Origin of the sequence: Pseudomonas sp. NPDC089422, assembly GCF_044749405.1 — a bacterium.
Classification (GTDB): Bacteria; Pseudomonadota; Gammaproteobacteria; order Pseudomonadales; family Pseudomonadaceae; genus Aquipseudomonas.
In genome coordinates, this window is the sequence record NZ_JBIVHW010000016.1 from 123,680 (window position 1) to 144,984 (window position 21,305).

Below are 21,305 nucleotides of genomic sequence, written 5' to 3' on the forward strand. Positions count from 1 at the left end.
ACACAGAACCGACGGGGTTTGAAAGGCCGCAGGGGCGATGGAATCAGCCAATCAGTTCGAGGGCTTCGTCCAGGCTCAAGGGCCGCTTCATCCGTTGTGACAGCGTCGCCATGGCGTCCGAATAGCCCTTGGCCACCACCGCTTCGACCTGCTCCCCGACACACTGCAAGGCAATGAAATCACCTTTTTCCGGTTCCCCGACGAACTCGATGCGGTCCCAGTCCCGGGCGTGTCCCAGCACCTCGTAGGTGCGCCCGTGCTGGTAGGTCCAGAAGAACGGCACATCGCTGTAGCGGCGCTGTTCTCCCAGCATGTTGGCCGCTGCAATCACCCCATGCTGCTGGGCCAGTCGCCAGTGCTCGATGCGCACCGGCCGGCCGGCATGAGGGAAGGTGGCGATGTCGCCTGCAGCCCACAGACCAGCGGCGGCATGCAGTTGGGCATCGACCGGCAGCGACTGATCATTTGCCAACGGCACGCCCTGCACGAAGGCAGTAGCGGGCTTGACGCCAGTGCCAAGCAGCACCAGGGCTGTAATCAGCTTTTCGCCATTGGCCAATTGCACAGCTTCGACCTTGTCTTCGCCCAGGAAGCGCTCGACTTCGGTCGGGCCATGGAAGATCACGCCCTTGCGCTCATGCAGTTGGCGAATACAGCGACCGATGCGCTCACCGAGCTGTTTGGCCAACGGGACTTCGTGACGCGTGACCACATGCACCTGCGCGCCATACTTTCGCAGTGCCGAGGCGGCTTCCAGGCCTATGAACCCGTCACCGACGATCACCACCGGCTGCCCAGGTTCGGCGGCATCGAGCAGGCGTGCGGCATCCTCGCGCGAGCGCAAGGTCATGATGCCGGGCAGGTCGACACCTGGCAGTGCCGGGCGCAGCGGTTTGCCGCCTGTGGCCAGCAGGGCGGCGTCGTAGTCGATGTGCTGGCCGTCGGCAAGGGTGATCTGGCGCTTTTTCACGTCCAGTGCCCGTACTTTGCCGAAGCGCCGGTCAAGGTTGCCCTTGCGCAGCTGATCGGGCTCCAGCAAGGCGGACACCTCGTCGGGCGCCATCTCTCCGGCGATGACGAACTTGCTCAAGGCGGTGCGATCGTAAGCGGGCTGCCGTTCCTGGTCGAGCCAGATCAGGTGCCCGCCGAAGCCGTGGTCGAGCAGCGTGGCCACCGCCGCCGAGCCGGCGGCACCGGCACCGATCACCACGAAGGTGCGGGCATCGCTGTGTCGCGGTGGCTCGCTCTGTGGCAAGGGTTGGTCATCGACCCATACCTCGCCATCCTTGACCCATGCCCGGTACCTGCGCAGGCCAGTCAGTGCCGGGGGTTCGCATACCGCACCTTCATCGACGGCAAACGCAGCCTTGTGCCAGGGGCAGACCAGCAGGCCGCCGCAGATCACGCCTTCTTCCAGCGGCGCACCTTCGTGCGGGCAGTTGCCCTGGTAGGCATGGACCTGATCGCCCTGGCGGACGAGGATCATGTCTTCGTTGCCGGCCTGGACGCGCAAGGGGCGCCTGGGCTCGAGCTGTTCGAGGCGGGCCACGGCGTGCTGGGTCATGGGGCTTCTCCAAAGGGGGCCTTTGGAACCATTTGACGCCTGGGGCGGGAAGGGGATGCGTTGATCTGACGATCGGTGGGGTATGGGGTTTTGCCTGTATCTGCCTCTATCGCGGCGGCTCGGTACCCCGAGCCGCCGCGATTGCCTTAATTGGCCCGTGCAGTATTCAGCGCACCCGCCCGGGTAACCCGCAGGGCCACCAGGCTACCCAATACGATCAGCGCGGCCAGCGAGTACAGCGCGGCATCGGTCGAACCGGTCTGGTCCTTGATGAAGCCGACCAGGTACGGGCTGAGGAAGCCAGCCATCTGGCCCACCGAGTTGATGATCGCCAGGCCCGCCACCGCGGCACTGGCGCTGAGCAGCGCGGTCGGCATCGGCCAGAACATCGGCAGGCCGGTGAGGGCGCCCATGGTGGCGATCGACAGGCCGAGGATGGCGATGGTCGGGTTGCCGGCGAAGTTGACCGCGATCAGCAGGCCCACGGCACCCATCAGCATCGGTACTACAAGGTGCCAGCGCCGTTCGTTGCGCAGGTCTGCCGAGCGGCCGCAGAGGATCATGAACACACCGGCCAGCAGGTACGGAATGGCGCTGAGCCAGCCGATCAGCAGCGGGTTGTCGAAGCCCATGTTCTTGATGATCGACGGCAGCCAGAAGTTGATCGCGTACACCCCGCTCTGGATGCAGAAGTAGACGAAGCCGAAGGTCCAGATCAGCGGGTTGGTCAACACGGCCATCACGCTGTCACCGGCGGTATTCGGCTTGCTGGCGGCGTCTGCCTCGAGGTCGGTGGCGATCAGTTGGCGTTCGGCCGGGCTCAGCCAGGCGGCTTTCTGGTAACCATCGCTGAGCAGCTTGATGGCCAGCACACCGAGGGCGACGGTCGGCAGGCCCTGGATCAGGAACATCCACTGCCAGCCGGCCAGGCCATGCTGGCCAGCGGCGAAGTGTTCGAGGATCCAGCCGGAGAACGGTCCGCCGAGCAGGCCCGACACCGGGATCGCCGACATGAACAAGGCCATGATGCGGCCACGGCGGTCAGCCGGGAACCAGCGCGAGAGGTACAGCACCACGCCGGGGAAGAAACCCGCCTCGGCCGCGCCGGTCAGCAGGCGCAGGGTATAGAACTCGCTAGGGGTGGTGACAAACAGCAGGCAGGTCGAAAGGCTGCCCCAGGCGATCATCATTGCCGCAATCCAGCGCCGCGGGCCGAAGCGGTTGAGCGCCAGGTTGCTCGGCAGGCCGCAGAGCACGTAGCCGATGAAGAAGATGCCGGCGCCGAGGCCGTACACGGTTTCGCTGAACTTCAGTGCATCAAGCATCTGCAGCTTGGCGAAGCCGACATTGACGCGGTCCAGGTAGTTGAAGAGGTAGCAGATGAAAATGAACGGGATCAGCCGCAGGGTGATGCGCCGGTACAGCGCGTTGCGGGTGATATCGGTGCCTTGGTCAGGGGCAGGGCTGTGTGCCATGATCGTGGTCTCTGTTGTTATGGTTGTCGCCGCGTCGCCTGTGCCGGCGCTCGCCCTGACGAGTCTCGGGGACAGCGGCGCGCCTGTCTTTGTGCTTTTGCACAGGCTATCGTGCATGGCACTGTGCCGCTGTACAAAAGCTGACACGATTAAGGATCGCTGAATGTTCGAACTGGACCATGACCTGGCGCAGGATATCGTCGATCGTGCGATGGCCATTCTGCCCTGCAACGTCAATGTCATGGACAGCCAGGGGCTGATCCTCGGCAGCGGCGAGCCGGAGCGCATCAACACCCGCCACGAGGGTGCGCAGCTGGTATTGGCCAATGGCCGGGTGGTCGAGCTGGACGTCGACGCGGCCAAATGCCTCAAGGGCGTGCAGCCTGGGGTGAACCTGCCGTTGATGCTCGACGGGCGCCTGATCGGCGTGCTCGGCCTGACTGGCGAACCGCAGCAACTGCGCACCTACGGCGAGCTGGTGCGCATGACTGCCGAAATGCTCCTGGCGCAACGCCATCTGCAGGTCGAGCAGCAGTGGCGGCGCCAGCGTTGCGATGACCTGCTGGCGTTGCTGCTCGGCGGCAGTGGTGATTCACCGCGGCTGCTGGATGAGGCGCAACAGTTGGGCCTGAAGCCGCAGTTGCCACGTATCCCATGCCTGTTCGAGTTGCGCGCTGGGCCACCTGCCGAAACCCTGTCGACCTGGTTGATGAGCCGCTATCCGGAAAGCTGGTGCGTCAGCCCGGCGCGTGAGTCGCTGCTGTGGTGCCGGCCGGCGGGGCTGGTGCTGGATGAAACACGCCTGATCGAACGCCTGCAGCGCCACGGCTGGGAGGTCGAACGCCTGGCACTGGGCAGCGCGGCGCAAAGCCTGGAGCAATTGCGCCGGGGTTACCGGCGGGTGCGTGACTTGTTGGCCTACGGCCGCGAGGTGCTGCCGAAGGAACAGCTGCTGAGCCTAAGCCGCTACCGCTTGCCCGCCTTGCTCTGGCGCCATCGCAATGAAGACGCGCTGGATGAACTGCTCGAGCCGCTGCAACGCATTCGCGCCCGGGATGCCAGCGGCCAGTTACTGACCACACTGCGCGCCTGGTGCGCGCACGATGGCCAGAGCCAGGCCTGTGCCGATGCCCTGGGGATCCACCGCAACAGCCTGCGCTACCGCCTGGAGCGTATCGCCGAACTGGGCGAAGTAGACCCGTTGCGGCTGGAGGGCATGCTCAGCCTGTACCTGGGGCTGCAGCTACTGCCGGCCGATTGAGCGCTGCCAAAGGCATTTGCCCAAACAACGCCGCCGGCCTTTTGTGCATCCGACCGAGGCCACCGCGCCAGACAGCTGTCAGCATGCCCGTCATCAGGACAGGAGAATCCCCATGAAGATCGTCATCGCCCCCGACTCGTTCAAGGACAGCCTCGACGCTGCCGGTGTCGCCCGTGCCATCGCCCGCGGCCTGGGCGAGGCGCTGCCGGCTGCCGAACTGGTCGAATGCCCGATGGCCGATGGTGGCGAAGGCACCATGCAGGCGATCGTTGCTGCCAGCCATGGCGAACTGCGCCGGCTGACCGTGCGCGGGCCGCTGGGGCAGCGCGTGGAAGCCGGTTGGGGCTGGCTGGCAGACAGCCGCACTGCGGTGATCGAGATGGCCCAGGCCAGCGGTATCCAGCTGGTCCCCAGCGGCCAGCGCGATGCCTGCCGCAGCAGTACCTGGGGCACCGGCGAGCTGATCGCCGCCGCCCTGGCGGCGGGGGCGCAACGTATCGTTCTGGCCATTGGCGGCAGTGCCACCAACGATGGCGGCAGCGGCATGCTGCGCGCCCTGGGCCTGCGCCTGCTGGATGCCGATGGAAAAGCACTGGAGGAGGGTGGCCTGGCCCTGGCCCGGCTGGCCCGTATCGACGCCAGCGACCTGGACCCACGGCTGGCCGAGGTGCAGGTCGACGTGGCTGCCGATGTCGACAACCCGCTGTGTGGCGCCAATGGCGCTTCGGCGATCTTCGGCCCACAGAAGGGCGCCAACCCTGAGCAGGTGCAGGCGCTGGACCAGGCCCTTAGCCATTTTGCCGACCACTGTGCGCAGTTGCTGGGTGAGGACGTGCGCGACTTCCCGGGGTGCGGTGCGGCAGGGGGCATGGGCTTTGCCGCCAAGGCCTTCATGGGCGCTTGCTTCCGCCCGGGCGTGGAAGTGGTCGCGGAGCTGGCTGGCCTGGACGCCCTGGTGCAAGGCGCTGACCTGGTGATTACCGGTGAAGGGCGCTTCGACGCGCAGACCCTGCGCGGCAAGACACCCATGGGTGTCGCCCGGGTGGCCAAGCGTCACGGGGTGCCCGTAGTGGTGCTGGCGGGCACGCTGGGCGAAGGCTACCAACAGCTGTATGCCCACGGTATCGACGCAGCCTTTGCCTTGGCCAACGGGCCGATGACCCTGGAGCAGGCGTGCGCGAATGCTGCGCAGCTATTGCAGGACCGTGCCGGTGATATCGCCCGTGTCTGGCAATGCGCCAGGCAGCAGCGCTGATACGTCGCAATCCTCCTGCATCAGCGGGTACTGCAGGGTATCGGCAAAGCGCCGCGGCGCGCCCTGCTCGAGCATGGCAATGAAACTGCCCAGCGCCGGCGAGGCGTTCTCGGTATTCCAGTTCATGTACAAACCCATGCTCGGCGTGGGCTGGCCCTTGATCGGCCGGATCGGGCGAAACTGCACGCGGTCGCGCAGGCTCGAGTATGCGATCGATTCCGGTACCAGGGCGACACCGAAGCCGCAGGCCACCAGCCCGACCTGGGTGTGGATCTGCGCGGCCTCCTGGACGATCCTGGGGTAGAAGCCGGCCGACTCGCACAAGGCGATCAGCTGGCCGTGATAGCCGCTGCCCAGCGCCTGCGGGGTGAAGACGAAATCCTCTTCGGCAAACTTGCGCAAGTCGACCACGGGCTGCCGTGCTTCGGGATGGTGGGCTGGCAAGGCCATGACGATCTGCTCGCTGAGCATCAAGCGTGATTCGAGGGTGTCTGCCGGCAGCGGCAGCTTGCGCATGAAGCCGACGTCCGCTTCCCCGGCCAGCAGTGCCTTGGCCTGGGAGGCCGAGGGCATTTCGCGGATGGTCAACCGCACGTTCGGGTAGGTTTCGCGAAATTGCTTCAGGGTGGTGAGCAGCGACGCGTAGTAGGCGATGGAGATGGCGGTGATGGTCAGTTTGCCGCTGATGCCTTGGGAAACGTTGCGCGCGTACTCGATGCCTTGCTCCAGTTCCTTGAGCGTGCGGTAGGCGGTTTCCAGGAAGGCCACGCCGGCGGCGGTGAGCCTGACCGCCCGCTTGTTGCGCAGGAACAGGCTGAAGCCCAGCTTTTCTTCGAGGCGGCTGATCGCCTGGCTCAGGGGCGGCTGCGCCATGTGCAGGCGCAGGGCGGCCTTGTGAAAGTGCAGCTCCTCGGCGACGGCAATGAACTGCCTGAGCAAGCGTGTTTCGATCATTGCCTGTTCCTTCGACGAGTCGGGGCGGTGGCGGGAAGACGGTGATATCCCAGAGATATCAAAGTTGCATGCTTTTAATATTAAGTCATTGATTTTTTTGTTGTTATCGTAAAAAGGAGAATCGGAAGGGCTCTACAATGCCAATTACAGACCCATTCATGGGCAAAGTCGCCATCGTCACCGGTGCTGCCCAGGGCCTTGGTCTGGACTACGCCATGGCGCTAGCAGCCCGTGGTGCCCGGGTGGTCATCAGTGACCTGGGTACCGATCGGTCAGGTGAGGGGCAGGACCCCACGGCCGTCAGCGCTGCGTTCGAAACCCTGCGCGCCCGAGGCTTCGACGTGGTCGCGCACATCGGCCAGCTGGAACATGAAGACGCCTGCCGGCAACTGGTCGAGCTGGCCATCGAACACTTCGGCGCACTGGACATCCTCATCCACAACGCGGGCTGGGTGGACTACCAGGGCATCGAGACCCAGGAGCAGGCATTTCTCGACCGCGCCCTGGGCATCAGCGTGCACGCGCCGGTGTGGCTGGCCAAGCATGCCTGGAAGCACCTGAAGCGCTCAACGGCACCACGCATCGTGCTGACTACGTCTGACCGCGCGATGTATCAGCGTTACGCCCAGCCGGGGCTGGTCGCCTATGCGGCGGGCAAGATGGCCCAGGTCGGCATCATGAACGCCCTGAGCATGGAAGGGCTGGAGCACGGCATCCTGGTCAATGCGATCTCGCCGGTGGCCAAGACCCGCATGTGGGGCATCAGCCAGGCACCTCAAGAGCTCAAGCCCGAGTGGGTGACCCCGGGTGTGCTGTACCTTGCCAGTGCGCTGTGCCACGACACCGGCTATATCCTGCGGGCCAGCAACGGTCAGTTCACCGCCACGCGGCTGTGCGAGAACAGCGGGGTCAGCTACCCGCAGGACCTGGCGCGGGTGGAGGCTGCCAGCCTGGCCGAAGTCGCCGCGCGCTGGAGCCGCATCAAGGAATGCCACTACCTGCCGGTGAAGGTCGCCAATACCCGTGCCGACCTGGGTGAGAGCCCGGTCTGGGATGCGCAGACGGGGGCGTTGTACTTCGTCGATATCACCGGCGGGCGCATCAACCGGCTGCTGCCCGATGGCGAGGTGGAGCGGCTGTATGAGTCGGCCGCACGCATTGGCGCACTGGCGCTGACCGACCGCGGCAACCTGATCTTCACCGAAGACGCCAGCGCCGCGCTGCTCGACCTGGCCTCCGGCCGTATACGTCAGTACTCGGTCCCCGTGCATCCGCGCTCGACCTATCGCTTCAACGATGGCGCCTGCGACCCGCAGGGGCGCTTCGTCACCGGTCTGATGGACGAGGCCCCGAGCGGCCAGACCGGGGCACTGTTCCGCTTCGATGGCGAACTCCATGACGAGGTGATCCACTGCGGCCTGACATTGCCCAATGGCCTGGCCTGGTCGACCGATGGCCAGACGTTGTTCATCGTCGACTCCGCCGAGCGCAAGATCTACCGCGCCGAGTACCTTGCTCAAGGGCGCCTGGAGCAGGTCAGCCTGTTCGCCGAGACGCCTGCGGAACTGGGCCGGCCGGACGGCATTGCGCTGGACCGGGAAGGCGGGCTGTGGGTCTGTCAGTTCAATGGCAGCTGCCTGCTGCATTATGACCGTCATGGCCACTTGACCGATCAAGTGGTGATGCCGGTACCGCGCCCGACCAGTTGCTGCTTCGGCGGTGAGAACCTGGATGTCCTGTACATCACCACTGCACGGGTCGGCATGGCGCCGGCGCAACTGCGGCATTACCCGGATGCCGGCGACCTTTATGCGATCCGCCCGGAGGTGGGTGGCATCGCACGCTATCCCTTCAAGGAATGAGCGCCTGCACCTGACTGGCCGGTAGCACGGCCAGCTCGCCAAAGCGTTGTGCGGCATCGATATAGCGCAATGCCGACTTCGCATCCTTCCAGCCCACGTAGCTCATCAGGGCCTTCAGTTCCCAGCCATTGGCCGTTGCCCAGGTGGCAAAGCCGCGCCGTAGGGAATGGCCGGTGTACAGGGCGGCGGGTACGCCGGCACGTGCCAGCATGCGCCGCAGCAGGCCGACCAGGCTGTTGCTGTTGAGCGGCGTGTCGCTGAGGTTGCCCCAGCGGTCGAGCTTGCGGAATACCGGGCCGTGGGCGATGCCCGCCACCTCGATCCATTGCAGATAGGCATTGACCGGGCACAGCGTCTTCAGTGCCGGGGTGCGGTGCTGCACGCCCAGTGCTTCGCGGTCGCCCTTGCTGCGCGGCAGGAACAGGGTGATGCCAACGCCGGCTTCGGCCTGGATGTGCTCCACGCGCAGGCGCGCCAGTTCGTCGCCGCGAAAGCCGCGCCAGAAGCCCAGCAACAGCAAGGCGGTGTCACGCCGGGCGCGGCGCAGGGCTGGCAGGTCGTGGCACTCGCGGGCCTGGGTGGCTTCAGCTTCGAAGCGCTCCACGGCTGCCTGCAGGTGTTGCAGCAACAGCGGGGCGGCTTGCCTGGGTGGCGTCGGGTGCAAGGTGCGAATGCCGCGCAGCACCTGGCGGACCAACGGCGCCTTGGTCGGGTCGGGGAAGCCCTGGCTGATGTGCCACTGGCTGAGTGCTGCAAGGCGCTGGCGCAGGGTGCTGACCGCGTGCTGTTCGGCGTGGTCGGCCAGGTAACGGGCGATGCTGTCGGCGGTGGCCGGCAGGAACCCACCCCAATGGGCCTCGAAGTGTTCGATCGCGGCCTGGTAGCTGCGCCGGGTATTGTCGCGGGTGGCGGCGCGGACGTAGCGCTCGATGTCGGTCATGATTGGCAGGTTGATGTGAGACCGTGACACGATAAAGCTTATTGCTCCGCCTGTCCCGGGCGATATCCGCGCCGCCGGAGAAGATGGCCTCCACCACGCTTTCGTAGGAGTCGGCAATCACCAGCTCAACCGGTAGGCCAGCAACAGCGCGGCCAGGGTCTTCACACCACGCATGGTTTGTCCTCGATACCGTTGAAGGGCGGGTACTCATGCAACTGTACCGGCGATAATGGCCGGCTGAAGTGATAGCCCTGGGCGATATCGCAGCCGGCGAGCTTCAGGCACACCACCTGCTCGCGAGTCTCGACGCCTTCGGCCACCACTTCCAGGCCCAGGCGCTTGGCGAGGATGATGGTCGAAGACACGATCGGGCTGTCGTCGTAGCTGTTGGACAGCGGTGCGATCAGCGAGCGGTCGATCTTCAGCTTGCTCAGCGGCAGCGACTGCAGGTGCGCGAAGCCGGCGTAGCCGCGGCCGAAGTCGTCCAGGCTGATGCCCAGGCCGGCTGCACGCAGGCGATGCAGGTGGTCGACGGCGGTGCCTTCCGGGTCGAGGATGGTGGTCTCGGTGATCTCCAGCTCCAGGCGCTGCGGGTTGATGCCATACAGCTGCAGCTTGGCCAGCAGGCGGGTGCTGAAGTCGGCCTGGCGCAACTGCATGGCCGAGACATTCACGGCCAGGCGCGCCTCACGGCCCTGGGCATCCCAACGGGCCAGTTCTTCGCAGGCCAGGCGCAATACCTCCCAACCCAGCTCGATGATAAAGCCGCTGCGTTCGGCCAGGCTGATGAAACGGTCTGGGTAAAGCAGCCCGAATTCAGGGTGATCCCACCGCACCAAGGCTTCATAACCCAGCACACGGTGGCTATCCAGGCGGATCTGCGGCTGGTAGTGCAGCACGAACTGGCGCTCGCTCAGGGCCGTGCCGAAGGCTTGTTCGAGGGTGAAGGCGTGGATGTCGGTAAGGTTGAGCGAGGGGTCGAAGAAGCGGTACTGGGCGCGCCCGGCCTGCTTCGCCGAGTACATGGCGGCATCGGCGCAGCGGATCAGGCTGTCGATGTCCTGGCCATCACGCGGGCAGATGCTGACCCCGACACTGGGGCTGGTGTTGACCTCCTGGCCGTCGAGGGCATAGGTGGCCGAGAGCTTCTGTACCAGCGTGCGCACCCAGCTGTTGATCTGCGCCTCACTGCGCTCGCCTGCCAGCAGCACGACGAACTCGTCACCGCCAAAGCGCGAAGCCTCGTCGCCCGGTTCGAGCAGGCGCTGGATGCGCCCGGCCACCGCCTGCAGCAACAGGTCGCCGATCTTGTGCCCGAGCGAGTCGTTGATCGATTTGAAACGGTCCATGTCGATGAACAGGATGGCCATCAAGCGGCGCTTGCCGCGTTGCCGGGTCAGCGCCTGTCCGGCAACTTCGACGAACTGGCGGCGGTTATGCAGGCCGCTGAGGTGGTCGGTGGCAGCGGCGTGGCTGCTGCGCCGGTGTTCGTCTTCCAGGCGGCCGATCAATTGCTGGTTGACCTGCTGCGCGTGCTCCAGGGCGCTGAACGCCTCCTGGCGCTTGCGCAGCAGGCGCAAGGTCCAGGCCAGGCTGACAAGGATCATCAGGGTCATGCTCAGGTTCAGCCAGAACTGCCGCGAATAGGCCAGGGTGGACGGGGCGAGAATCTCGTCGTAACGCTGGCTGACCACCACGCTGAAGCCACGCTCGGGCACTCGCCGGTACAGGCTCTGGTAAGGGACCCCGGACGCGTATTGGCTCAACTGCCCGGATGCATCGTCGGCATCTGCCATGTCCGGTTCGAAGCTGTCGCCTGCCACCACCACGCCGTGGGTATCGATGCGCAGACGCTCCTGCCCATCTTCCTGGATCAGGCGCACCAAGCCGCTGTCGCCAAGGTCGATGTGCTGGAACAGGACCGCCAGGTAGCCAATGTCGAGCTGCACCACGAGTATGTTGTCTATCTCCCGGCCCGGCAGGTCGGTCAAGGGCAACAGGAAGGGCAGGCGCCAGTCGGGCAGGGTCGGTGGCGAAGTATCGTGGGCGATCCGTGGCAGGAAAGGTTTGAAACCGTAGTGGGCGACATGCACCTTCAATTGCTGCAGCCAGTCCGTCGGCAGCTGCGCGGCTTCGTCGCTGTGGCTGGCAGAAAGCAGCCGACCCTGGCGGTCGTACAGGCTCATGCGCTTGAACACCGGGTCCTCGGCCAGCAGCCGGGCCAGGCTCAGGCTGCCCTGGCGCAGGTGCTTGATGTCGTCCTGGGTCACCCGGCCCACGGCCTGGGCGCGGTCGACCAGCTGGCGCAGGTTTTCGGCAACGATACTGGCCAGGTTCAAATGCTCGGCCGCCTTGGCCGCCAGTGCAGCCTGGCGCGAGGCGGCCTTCTGGGTGACGTGCAGCCCCCAGAGGAAGGTCAGGGTGGCTGCACAGAGCATCAGGATCAGCAAGCGCAGGAGGCCTGTGGAGGAGAGAGAGCGACCGATCACTGCTGTTGTTCCCGACCCTGGGTGATGGTCGAAAAATACGACAGGCAGATGACAGCCTCATGACTAATGGCTAATTGCCTTTAAGGTTTCCCCCGATCCGCCAGGGGCGCCTGTATGCGCGAGGTCTCTTCCTGCAGGTAGGTGATCAACGCGGTGATCTCGGTCTCGCCCAGGCGCATGTTGGGCATGGCCAGGCGGTTGTACTGTTCATAGAGCAGGGTGGCCAGCGGTTCCTTCTCGGCTAGCATCTGGTCCGGTTCCTTCAGCCAGCGTATCAGCCAGCTGGGGTCGCGTTGCTGGGTCACACCGAGCAGGTCGGGGCCGATGCCGGGTTGGCCGGGTTCGGTGTTGCCCACGGTGTGGCAGGAGGAGCAGCGGGTGCGGAAGATCTGTTCGCCGCTGCTGGGCGGACGGATTTGCGGTGCGCTGGCGTAGTCGTTGGCCATGTCGCTGGCCTGCTTCCAGTTGTGCAGGCTGTTGCCCAGGCGATCGGCGAGGATGTAGGGGCTTTCGAAGGGCGAGGCTTTCATCCAGCGGCCAGTGGCCTGGTTGCCGATGATCAGGCTCAGGTTGTGGTCCTTGGAGCGGCCATTCTCCAGGCCTTCGATGTACAGGCCCAGGCGCCGGCGCAGCTGTTCGATATCTTCAGGTTCGCCAGTGAGCAGGGTCCAGCCGGGGCCGATGCCGAACTTTTCGCCATAGCGCTTGAGCGTGGCGGGGGTGTCGTTGTACGGGTCGATGCTGATGGAGTAGAGGAAGATGTCCTTGCCCACCCGGTCTCCGAGGATCTTCTGCACCTGGCGCAGGCGAGCGGTTTCCACCGGGCAGGAGTCGGAGCAGCCGGTGAAGATGAAGTTGATCGCCACCACCTTGTCCTTGATCAGGTCGTCGAAGAACCGCACTTTCTTGCCGTCCTGGGTGACCAGCGGGGTGTTGGGGAAGTAGCTGGCGCCCCACGGCGTGGCAGCCTCGGCCGAGGGTGCCGACTGCGCCGATTCAGCGGGCTTGATCGGCCAGTAGTGAGTACCGGCAGCGAACAGGGTGAGTGCGAGCAGAACACGCCATGACAGGGCCATGATTTACGTCCTCTGAATTGCGGTGAGGGCCGCCTGTAAGAGCGGCCTTGCCGGAGCGCCGGATCGGTCGGAAAGGGCCGCAAAGCGGCCCCCCCCTTCAACGCGTGTCACTTGATGCTGATTGGCGCCGTCACGCTCTGACCCAGTGCCGACTTCACGGTGATCGTCGCCGGTGTGGCCGGGCCGCTACCGGTGGTGGTCACCGACAACCGCCAGCGCGCCCCGGTACCTGCCGCCGTCAGCGTCGCCGTGCCCAGGTTCAACGGGCCACTGGTGGTGGCTGCGGTCACGCTGATGCTGTTGCCGCTGGCCACCGAGGTGGTGCCGGAGATGTCCCAGGTGTAACGATTGTTGCTGCGCACCTGCACCACGGCGCTGCTGACCTGGACCTGGTCCGCTACCACGGCCGGGCTCACTGCGACACTGACCGTGGCCGGGGTCAGCGAATCGGCACCCTTGGCGTCACGCGCGGTGTAGGCAAAGCTGGCGGTGAACGGGGTGTCGACCGTGGCCGGTGGGGTGTAGGTAACGGTGGTGCCATCGGTGCTGACCGTACCCTTGCCGGAATCAGGCTGGTTGAGATCCTTGACGGTCAGCGGCAGATTGCCTTCGGGGTCGGTGTCGTTGGCCAGCACGTTGATCACGATCGGCTTGCCGGCCGTGGTCGCGGCGCTGTCGTTCACGGCCACCGGTGGCTTGTTGGCAGTGTCGGTGTTGTTGTTGCTGGCGGTACGGAAGGTTGGCAGGCCCACCGAAGCCATGTATTGCACACCATCCCAACCCGGCAGCGGGGTCGGCATCACCTGGAATTGCCCCGGGTGCTCGATGTCCCAACGCAGCAGCATCGAGTTGTCTTCGTGCTGGGTGTTGTGGCAGTGCTCCATGTAGGTCCCGGCGAACTCACGGAAGTGAATGGCCATTTCCACTTCGCTCGAGGAGTCGGAGTCCGGGCCGATGCGGTAGACGTCCTTGCGTGCCCATTTTTCCCATTCCGGTGGCGCCTTGCCGTCGCGGCTGAGGATCACGCCTTCCTCGAAGTGCACATGCACCGGGTGGCTCCAGCCGCTGCCGCCATTCTTGATCTTCCACACCTCCAGGGTACCGTCGCCGCTGAAGCCGGCCTGGGTCGCTTCGCTGGCCAGTTGCGGTGCGGCGGAGATGCGCCGCGGGTCCATGCTGTAGCCGAAGCCACCGTCGGTCTTGATGGTCCACGGGGTGGTGTCGGTGCCGTCGGAGCGACCAAAGGTGAACTCGCGGTGGCGAGCGGCCTTGATCTTGGCCTGGTCGGCCACGGCATTGCGATCGATCACCAGCGGGATCATCTTCAGGCCTTCGGCCTTGCCCGGCTTGGCCGGTTCATAGGCGCTCGGGTCCATGCTGACGTCCTGGCCGCTGTAGGGTTGCACGACCAGTTGCATGACCTTGCCGACCACCGGGTCGCCCTTGTCCCACTCAGGCCCGTTGCTGGTCTGCTTGATCACCGCCTTGTACTTCTCGGACAGCACGTCGGCCAGCGAGATGGGCTGTTTCGGGCCCTTGCCGGTTTCGTGCTCCATGATGTTGACGATGTACAGCTTGTCGCCGACCTTGATCCCGTTCTTGGCGAAGTTGATGATGATGTCGTAACGCTCGGCGATGCCTTGCAGCGGCATGATCGCGTTGTTGTCATCGGTCTTGCCGTCGCCGTTGAGGTCCATGGTGCCGTCGAACGGCACGGCGTGTTCCATGATGTTGCCGTCGTTGGCGATCATGTGGAACGGCACCCGGGCGTACGACACGTTGGAGCCGGAAGGGCCCTTGAATTCGCCACTGTTGCCGGCGATTTCACGTACCACGGCAAACTTGAAGTAGCGCGATACTGAGCCGTTGAGGATACGGAAGCGGTAGCTGCGGGCGCGGACCTTGAGCTTGGGCTGGTACTGCCAGTTGACCAGCACCTGGTCGCCGAGGAAGCCGTCGGTGTTGAACGGGTTGAACCACAGCTGGCCGTTCTGATCCCAGGCCTTGTCGGCGATCACCAGGTTGACGTCGTAGTCGCGGTTGCCCCACGGCATGGCCGAGCCGCTGGGGAAGCGCAGGTTGACGCCGTCCTGCAGCGCTTCGTTGCCGCGGTCGATGGCGCTGTAGTAGTTCATCATCACGGCGTTGCCCTTGTAGACGTTCTGCGCCGTGAAATCCATCATGTGGTCGTGGAACCAGTGGGTACTCATGGTTTCGTGCCAGTCGCCACGAATCTTGATGCTGCCGTTCTCGCAGGTCTTCAGCCCTGGATTGGCGTCGTTGACGAACAGGGTTTCCCCCGGCGAGCAAGGGAAGGCGGCGCGCGGGTCCTCGGCACGGGTGTTGATGGTGTCGTAGCCAGCCAGCTGGATCGGCCAGCGGTAGTCATAGTACTGGCCAGGGAAGAAGTAGGCGTTGGCGAAGCCATCGCTCTCGGCCGGCGAGTGACCGTTGTGCTCGTGGGTGGAAATGGTGTGCAGGCCGAAACCGGCGTTGGCTGCCGGGTCGATCGGCAGCGCGTTGTAGTGGCGCATCAGCACCGGCTGGCCATAGCGAACCATCAGCAGCTTCGGCGGGAAGGTACCGTCGAAGGTCCACAGCGATTTGTGGTTCTGCAGCGGGAAGTTCGGGTGGAAGCGGGGGTCGATGCCCTTGGTGGTGCCGAGGGTGGTCGGGATGTCCGAGGTCTGGTAATACAGCCCGCCCGGTGCGAACTCGCCGACGGCATAGTTGTGCAGCTGCTTGCGGTCACGCAGCCCCTGGTTGATGCGTGCGCCTGCCTGTGCAGTCTTGAACGCCGCCTGGGGATAGAACTCGTTCCAGCGCTGGTGCGACCAGCCTTTTCCTGGCGGCCGGCCTTCCGCCGGCGAGCCGACCGAGTTGCGGTTGAGGAACAGTTCGATCTGCGCCTTCCACGGGTTGCGGTCAAGGGTGTTGGCGTACTGGGTCGGGAACGGGTACAGGCCCGGCTGCTTGAGGAAAGCCTCCAGGGCATTGCCGTTGGGGCTGCTGCGGGCGACCACGTCTGGGTCTTGCGCAGGGGCTGCACCCAGTGTCGGGACCGGGAAGGTCAGGGCAGGCGGCGGCAGGTTGGGGTCGAGTTTTTCCGGGCCGAATTCCTCGAACAGCAGCAATTGCTGGGTGAACGGCTGCGCGCCGAACAACGGGCTCGGCTTGCCGTTGGTAGGGTAATTGCGAGAAGTCTGCAGCGCGGGCGGCAGCACGTTGTCGACACGGTTGGTCGAGCGATCGCCATACACCCCATCTTTGAGTTCCAGGGAGCCCTCGTTCGCTTCGGGCAGGTTGAACAGGTTGAGCAGCGCCGGGGCGGGGTCAGCCGGCTGGTCATCGTAATGCGACGGGTCCGTCGGCGGCGGCTGGCTGACATCATCCAGCGAGGAGGCCATGGCTGAGATCAGCCCAAGGCTGAGCATCAGCACGGTCACGGCAGACAGTTTGAAGGCGTGGCTGTTGGGGTGGATCACGGCAGGTGTTTTCATTGCCTGGTGCCTCGCTCGCGGCTAAATGGCTATGGGCCATCAATGGCGTATTGCCGGGTTTTAATGGCCTGAGCAACGGCTGTGCCAACAGATGTTTCGGTAATACTTTGTTAAACAACTCCTTGTGGCACCTGAGGCGCGCTAAATAACAGGGTGTCAAAGACCGGGTGTAGGCCCCCGAAACTGGGCATGGTGGGGGCCCAACTCCGGTGATGGAGTGGGTGACAACCGGCGCTTGGCGCTGTATACCTGTTGCCCACCAAGGGGAGCCCGGCAACGGGCTGAGAAACCGCTGGCAGCTGCAGCGCGGTGACCCTTCGAACCTGATCCGGATCATGCCGGCGAAGGGATGGGACTGCCGACCTGCCTTTTTGCCGGCCTCACTGCGAGGCCACACCATGCCCAGCCGCAACGGTCTCGCTGTCATGCCCAAGGGGGACAGCACCATGACCGAACGCTTCCATGAAACCCTGCAACGCCAGAACCAACCGACCTGGTCGGCCGCCGTCGGCCACCGTTTCGTCACCGAGTTGTGCGCAGGCAGCGTGGCCGACCCGATCATGGTCCGCTACCTGGTCCAGGACCACCGCTTTCTCGACAGCTTTCTGACCTTGCTCGGTGCCGCCATTGCCACCGCCGACACCTATGAGGCCCGCCTGCGCTTCGGCCGCTTCGCGGGGATGATCTCCAGCGACGAGAACACCTATTTCCTGCGTGCGTTCGAAGCGCTGGACGTCAGCCCGGCGCAGCGCACCGAGCCGGCAGACACTGCACCTACCGCCGGTTTCAAGGCCATCATGCGCGAGGCTGCGGCCACCCGTTCCTATGCCGCCGCGCTGGCAGTGCTGAACGTTGCCGAAGGCCTGTACCTGGATTGGGCCCTCAAGGCACCCAAGCCGTTGCCGGCCAACTTCGTCCATGCCGAATGGATCACCCTGCACGACAACCCGGCATTTTGCGATTTCGTTGCTTTCCTGAAGTCCGAACTGGACCGTGTCGGCCCCCAGGAGGCTGCATTGGCCAGTGATTTCTACGCACGTACCGTTGAACTGGAGCTTGCCTTCTTCAACGCCATCTACACCGAGGAGGCGTGAGCATGGATATTTTCGCGCGTCTGAAGGCCGCCACCGCCGGGCAGTGGCACAGCTATGTCGACCACGACTTCGTGCGGCAGATGGGCGAGGGCACGTTGTCGGAAGAAGCCTTCCGCACGTACCTGATCCAGGATTACCTGTTCCTCATCCAGTTCGCCCGCGCCTGGGCCCTGGCCGCCTACAAGAGCCGCCTGCCAGCGGATATCCGCGCCGCCCAGGCCGGCTTGGCGGCGATTCTCGACGAGACCGAACTGCACTTGCGCCTGTGCGCACGTTGGGGGTTGTCGCAGGCCGATATCCAGGCGGCACCCGAACACCAGGCGACTGTGGCGTACACCCGTTACGTGCTCGACTGCGGCGCGGCCGGTGACCTGCTCGAACTGCATGTGGCGTTGGCGCCGTGCGTGATTGGCTACGCCGAGATTGGCCGCACATTGGCGGAGCGCATTGGTGACCTGAGCGACCACCCGTACCGGGAGTGGATTGGCGAATATGCCGGCGAGGGTTACCAGGGCGTAGCAGCGGCGGCTCGCAGGCACCTGGATGAACTGGCGGCGCGGAGCATGACCGAGCAGCGGTTTGTGGAGCTGGCACAGATCTTTGGCCAGGCTTCGCGGCTGGAGGCTGATTTCTGGCAGATGGGGCTGGATGGCGTTGACTGAGTGCCGATTGGCTTCAGTCGGGCTGTTTCATTGAGGTTTTGTGAATTGCCGTGCACATGTACCGCACGGCGATTCGATCGCGCTCAGGCAGGGTGCGATAGTGGTCGATGAGGTTGACCTCTTCCTTGTTCAGGCGACGCAGGAACAGGCGTTGGTTGAATGAGGTGAAAGCGCGGAGGATGCGGATCAGAACGGAATCGATTGCCATGGAATCGCCTTGCATGATTGTGGGCTCTCGTCCGTGAGATTTTCCCTACTTTGTCAGGGGATAAAGGCGAAGTCTAGCGATCTGGGTCAAGACTTTGGTTGATTGGGCTGCTGCAGGCAGCCCAAGGTTTTGCAACCGGTGCTCATTTGCGCTTTCGCTTGCCGGATTGACTGGGGGCTTCCTCGAACGCCTCTGGCGGTGGCGGTGCTGCGCGAACGTTGAATACGCTGCAGATGACGTACCAGCAGATGGCCACTGACAGGTTGTAGGGAAACAGCACTGCCCAGAACGGTAGTTGCCAGTTCTTTTTGCCTTGCATCTCTCCGGGCTCGCCAGTGCGCCAGGGGGCGTAGTGGGTCCAGGCTTCTGCTGGTGTGAGGCATATGGCGTGCAACGGCCTGTGCCACCAGTTGGGTTCGCCTGGAGGAGGGAGTTTGTCGGGGCCGTGATCCATGAAATGGCGGAGATACTCCCAGACTTCCGCGACATATTTTATGTCTGACTCGGTGGGTTCGTTGCTGTCGATCCAGAGGCAGTCTTGCTGGTGGAGAGTACCATCTTCTCGACGGGGAGCGAATGCCAAGGCGTAGCTGGTGCTGAAGGATGAACCGCCAAATTCGGTTCGTTGGAAAGTACCTCCGCAGACATTGTGCCAATCGAAAACAAATAATCTTCCTATCCGTTTATAGTAGATTTTCTTGGTTGATCGATTGAAGTAGATTGCGGACAGCTTCTTGATATAGAAAATACGGTAGATCAAAAAAGGCGAAAAGATGAAAGGGCATAGCCAAAAAATTATGATTGAGTGTGCATCGGTGAACATGTCTTTTCGGAATTCATCGTCCAAGATGTCTGGATATAGCAGGGCGCCGAGGGCTAGCGTCATGGCCAAATAGAGCTTGCCCATAAATACGGAGTCAGTCACCCAGGGGTTTTTTAATGTTAGTACCTGCTGGTCGATTTGTGTGACCTGGCCTCCAGTTCGAGGTGGGTGTTTCGAGTCGCCAGTAGGGGTGAATAGCCATAATGTCGCCATCTTACTAGTCTCTCAGTAGAAATTTTGTTGTAGACGTGGCTTTTTCGTCTATGCCGATACCGGGGAGATAGCATATTTCTAGCATTGCTTCGATGTGCGCACTGCATGTTTTCGTGTAATTCAGGACAAGCCCCGCTGTCGTGAGATGGCAAGTGGGTGATATGGTGTCAGGCGTTCTAGTATTGTCATTGCTGATCAGGCTTGCAGTTGATTGCCAGCTACTATGACCAAGAGCGAATCCGGGTAGGAGCACAGTGAATTCAAAGTGGGTCACTTGGCCGGGCATGTCGCCGTGATATGTTGCTCTCCAATCGGGCGGGGACCATGATTTTAAAGTGCCGCTATCCATTCCATTTAAGTTCAACTTTATTGAGTCTTTCTTTGAGAGCAGGCGTGGTAGGTAGAAGGCCGCGTACCATGCATTGATTTCTTTGTTTGCGTTCAGGAAGTTTGGTAGTTTTTTCTCATGATCTAAAGGTGCCTCCAACCTCGACTCTCCATCATTTTGGCGCGTTCCAAAAGCACTTCTGGCTGCCCAAAGCTCTATCGGGCTGTGTAGTTTTTCATGAGCTTTATGGTGGAAGTACATTCCGCCTGCAATCAAGGCTGTGCCAAGTAGCACAACGGCGGCTGCTCCCCAGCCAGCAAAGGGAATAAACATTGTTGGGCCGGCAATAGCAAGTGCGCCCTCTAATGCCAGTATTGAGCCCAGTGCAACAGAGGTGCCTCCCTTTAAAGTATATGCTCCTGCATCCTCGCTCCCATTTATTTTCTGTCTTCTGTATTTTTGTACGTCTGAGGCGAAACCCAGAAAAATGGCCGGGTATCCAGATAAACGAGCAAATGCATTGCTGCTCAGGAACTTCATAAAGCCGTTGCCGAATGCCATTCCAGGAGCGGCAGGCATCAGTTTTAATATCAGTGCTTTTTGTGTTGCGCGTGTACCCACTAGTGTCGCAGACGCAGCGCCGATCACTCCGAAAATTGACGCTGCAAATCCTGTCACATATTCTCGCTCATCGTTAATCTGTAAGTTGTTCCATGCCGCTTTCAATGCGAATACATTGAACCACAGCATCACCGAATTTAAACCAGCTCCCCCGGCAGAAGTGAGTAACCCGAGTAGCGTTGGCTTTACCGTTGATGTCTTGGTCATCTCCACTGTTACCGTCCTGCTGCCCGTGATGCGCAACTGCTTCATTTCCTCTACTTGCGCCATCCCGCTTTTCAGATATTTATCTACTTCCTGGCTAAAGGGATTCTCGAGGATCAGCTTGTCGGTAATGTTGTATCGCGCCGCCAGCAGCCCCAGTGCCTTCTCGGCATTGGCCTCGCGCGCCGCGGCCTGCACCTGCTGCCGCAAGCTGTTGCTGGCATCCCAACGCGTGTGTCCGCGCATGCGTTTGAGCACCACGGTACTGACCGATTGAGCCGTTAGGTCGGTGATATTCGCCATGGCAGGGAAGCGACCAACCAAACCCTGGATGACGTTGTCGCTGGCACCGAGCAAGGTGCCGACCGCATCGGCCTTGTCGCGGAATGGGTTAAAGGGTGCCAACGCTTCGTACAGCGGGCTGTCGTGCTGGTCCAGCCAACGTTCCAGGCGTTTGAAACGCAGATCCTGGTCTTCGGTGCCGGGCACGGGCTGGCCCATGGGGTGAATCAGCAGGGCCAGGGACATTTCCAGGCCGCGGGCAGAACTCAGTTCGTCCCGGTCATAGCAGGCCAGCGCGGCCGCCAGGCTGTATGGGTCATCGATATGATCGGCTTCGGCGGTGGCCAGCCAGGCGTCGTGATCGTTGCTGGCTTGCAAGGCTAATTCACGCAGCTGGGCGATGCGGTACTCCAGTTCGTCGCGTTCTTCCAGAAACTTAAGGTACTTGGCGGTATCGATGCGCTGCCCCAGTCGATGGCCTTGCTCGGAATAGT

15 protein-coding genes, 1 pseudogene and 1 riboswitch are annotated in these 21,305 nt (G+C 63.1%); of the genes and pseudogenes, 6 read left to right on the top strand and 10 right to left on the bottom strand.

Annotated features, from left to right (window positions below; genetic code table 11):
• Nucleotides 1–43: 43 nt before the first annotated feature.
• A complete protein-coding gene (locus ACIPZ8_RS25340) occupies nucleotides 44–1,564 on the bottom strand; it encodes an FAD-dependent oxidoreductase (RefSeq protein ID WP_400729150.1) in 1,521 nt (506 codons plus the stop codon).
• A gap of 146 nt (nucleotides 1,565–1,710) precedes the next feature.
• A complete protein-coding gene (locus tag ACIPZ8_RS25345; RefSeq protein WP_400729153.1) occupies nucleotides 1,711–3,039 on the bottom strand; it encodes an MFS transporter in 1,329 nt (442 codons plus the stop codon).
• Between the two features lie 163 nt (nucleotides 3,040–3,202).
• Here ACIPZ8_RS25345 and ACIPZ8_RS25350 point away from each other — a divergent pair, with 163 nt between their 5' ends.
• The gene (locus tag ACIPZ8_RS25350) at nucleotides 3,203–4,300 is read left to right on the top strand and encodes a sugar diacid recognition domain-containing protein (protein ID WP_400729156.1); all 1,098 of its coding nucleotides are present in this window, start codon (nucleotides 3,203–3,205) and stop codon (nucleotides 4,298–4,300) included.
• A gap of 112 nt (nucleotides 4,301–4,412) precedes the next feature.
• Nucleotides 4,413–5,555 (top strand): glycerate kinase, encoded by a 1,143-nt coding sequence (locus ACIPZ8_RS25355; RefSeq protein WP_400729159.1) that lies wholly within the window; start codon nucleotides 4,413–4,415, stop codon nucleotides 5,553–5,555.
• Here ACIPZ8_RS25355 and ACIPZ8_RS25360 read toward each other — a convergent pair.
• On the bottom strand, nucleotides 5,493–6,509 hold the full coding sequence (locus ACIPZ8_RS25360) for a LysR substrate-binding domain-containing protein (protein WP_400729162.1): 1,017 nt from the start codon (nucleotides 6,507–6,509) through the stop codon (nucleotides 5,493–5,495). The genes ACIPZ8_RS25355 and ACIPZ8_RS25360 overlap by 63 nt on opposite strands.
• Before the next feature lie 158 nt (nucleotides 6,510–6,667).
• Here ACIPZ8_RS25360 and ACIPZ8_RS25365 point away from each other — a divergent pair.
• A pseudogene (locus ACIPZ8_RS25365) lies at nucleotides 6,668–7,258 on the top strand (SDR family NAD(P)-dependent oxidoreductase); the annotation flags it as partial.
• Nucleotides 7,259–7,261: 3 nt separating this feature from the next.
• A complete protein-coding gene (locus ACIPZ8_RS25370; RefSeq protein WP_400729191.1) occupies nucleotides 7,262–8,371 on the top strand; it encodes an SMP-30/gluconolactonase/LRE family protein in 1,110 nt (369 codons plus the stop codon).
• Here the strand turns inward: ACIPZ8_RS25370 and ACIPZ8_RS25375 are convergent.
• The 4 genes from ACIPZ8_RS25375 to ACIPZ8_RS25390 all read right to left on the bottom strand — a co-directional run bounded on the left by ACIPZ8_RS25375 (nucleotide 8,361) and on the right by ACIPZ8_RS25390 (nucleotide 16,376).
• On the bottom strand, nucleotides 8,361–9,341 hold the full coding sequence (locus ACIPZ8_RS25375; RefSeq protein ID WP_400729165.1) for a tyrosine-type recombinase/integrase: 981 nt from the start codon (nucleotides 9,339–9,341) through the stop codon (nucleotides 8,361–8,363). The two genes, ACIPZ8_RS25370 and ACIPZ8_RS25375, sit on opposite strands and share 11 nt — an antisense overlap.
• Nucleotides 9,342–9,472: 131 nt before the next feature.
• The gene (locus tag ACIPZ8_RS25380) at nucleotides 9,473–11,800 is read right to left on the bottom strand and encodes a putative bifunctional diguanylate cyclase/phosphodiesterase (protein ID WP_400729168.1); all 2,328 of its coding nucleotides are present in this window, start codon (nucleotides 11,798–11,800) and stop codon (nucleotides 9,473–9,475) included.
• An 80-nt stretch (nucleotides 11,801–11,880) separates the two neighbouring features.
• Nucleotides 11,881–12,876: an SCO family protein gene (locus tag ACIPZ8_RS25385; RefSeq protein ID WP_400729171.1), complete on the bottom strand. Its 996-nt coding sequence runs from the start codon at nucleotides 12,874–12,876 to the stop codon at nucleotides 11,881–11,883.
• A 107-nt stretch (nucleotides 12,877–12,983) separates the two neighbouring features.
• Nucleotides 12,984–16,376: an Ig-like domain-containing protein gene (locus ACIPZ8_RS25390; RefSeq protein WP_400729174.1), complete on the bottom strand. Its 3,393-nt coding sequence runs from the start codon at nucleotides 16,374–16,376 to the stop codon at nucleotides 12,984–12,986.
• A 252-nt stretch (nucleotides 16,377–16,628) separates the two neighbouring features.
• Nucleotides 16,629–16,743, top strand: a riboswitch (TPP riboswitch).
• A 79-nt stretch (nucleotides 16,744–16,822) separates the two neighbouring features.
• On the opposite strand from ACIPZ8_RS25390, the gene ACIPZ8_RS25395 reads away from it, so the two are divergent.
• Together ACIPZ8_RS25395 and tenA are read left to right on the top strand one after the other, a co-directional pair.
• Complete coding sequence (locus ACIPZ8_RS25395; protein WP_400729177.1) at nucleotides 16,823–17,470, top strand: TenA family protein; 648 nt, start codon at nucleotides 16,823–16,825, stop codon at nucleotides 17,468–17,470.
• Entirely contained in the window at nucleotides 17,467–18,132 is a 666-nt protein-coding gene (tenA, locus tag ACIPZ8_RS25400; protein ID WP_400729179.1) for a thiaminase II, read from the top strand. The genes ACIPZ8_RS25395 and tenA overlap by 4 nt, the downstream gene beginning before the upstream one ends.
• A gap of 13 nt (nucleotides 18,133–18,145) precedes the next feature.
• On the opposite strand, the gene ACIPZ8_RS25405 is transcribed toward tenA, so the two are convergent.
• The 3 genes from ACIPZ8_RS25405 to ACIPZ8_RS25415 form a co-directional block, all read right to left on the bottom strand.
• On the bottom strand, nucleotides 18,146–18,340 hold the full coding sequence (locus ACIPZ8_RS25405; protein WP_116583648.1) for a hypothetical protein: 195 nt from the start codon (nucleotides 18,338–18,340) through the stop codon (nucleotides 18,146–18,148).
• A gap of 142 nt (nucleotides 18,341–18,482) precedes the next feature.
• Nucleotides 18,483–19,376, bottom strand: coding sequence for a DUF6708 domain-containing protein (locus ACIPZ8_RS25410; RefSeq protein WP_400729183.1), 894 nt, complete (start codon nucleotides 19,374–19,376; stop codon nucleotides 18,483–18,485).
• Nucleotides 19,377–19,380: 4 nt separating this feature from the next.
• Nucleotides 19,381–21,305 (bottom strand): T6SS effector BTH_I2691 family protein (locus ACIPZ8_RS25415; RefSeq protein ID WP_400729185.1); only part of this gene is annotated, 1,925 nt, incomplete at its 5' end.

Excerpts from the sequence above, each read along its gene's own strand:
- ACIPZ8_RS25355 (WP_400729159.1), top strand. The coding sequence starts at position 4,413 with ATGAAGATCGTCATCGCCCCCGACTCGTTCAAGGACAGCCTCGACGCT.
- ACIPZ8_RS25340 (WP_400729150.1), bottom strand. The coding sequence starts at position 1,564 with ATGACCCAGCACGCCGTGGCCCGCCTCGAACAGCTCGAGCCCAGGCGC.
- ACIPZ8_RS25395 (WP_400729177.1), top strand. The coding sequence starts at position 16,823 with ATGACCGAACGCTTCCATGAAACCCTGCAACGCCAGAACCAACCGACC.
- ACIPZ8_RS25345 (WP_400729153.1), bottom strand. The coding sequence starts at position 3,039 with ATGGCACACAGCCCTGCCCCTGACCAAGGCACCGATATCACCCGCAAC.
- ACIPZ8_RS25385 (WP_400729171.1), bottom strand. The coding sequence starts at position 12,876 with ATGGCCCTGTCATGGCGTGTTCTGCTCGCACTCACCCTGTTCGCTGCC.
- ACIPZ8_RS25360 (WP_400729162.1), bottom strand. The coding sequence starts at position 6,509 with ATGATCGAAACACGCTTGCTCAGGCAGTTCATTGCCGTCGCCGAGGAG.
- ACIPZ8_RS25405 (WP_116583648.1), bottom strand. The coding sequence starts at position 18,340 with ATGGCAATCGATTCCGTTCTGATCCGCATCCTCCGCGCTTTCACCTCA.
- ACIPZ8_RS25370 (WP_400729191.1), top strand. The coding sequence starts at position 7,262 with ATGTGGGGCATCAGCCAGGCACCTCAAGAGCTCAAGCCCGAGTGGGTG.
- ACIPZ8_RS25350 (WP_400729156.1), top strand. The coding sequence starts at position 3,203 with ATGTTCGAACTGGACCATGACCTGGCGCAGGATATCGTCGATCGTGCG.
- ACIPZ8_RS25410 (WP_400729183.1), bottom strand. The coding sequence starts at position 19,376 with ATGGCGACATTATGGCTATTCACCCCTACTGGCGACTCGAAACACCCA.
- ACIPZ8_RS25390 (WP_400729174.1), bottom strand. The coding sequence starts at position 16,376 with ATGAAAACACCTGCCGTGATCCACCCCAACAGCCACGCCTTCAAACTG.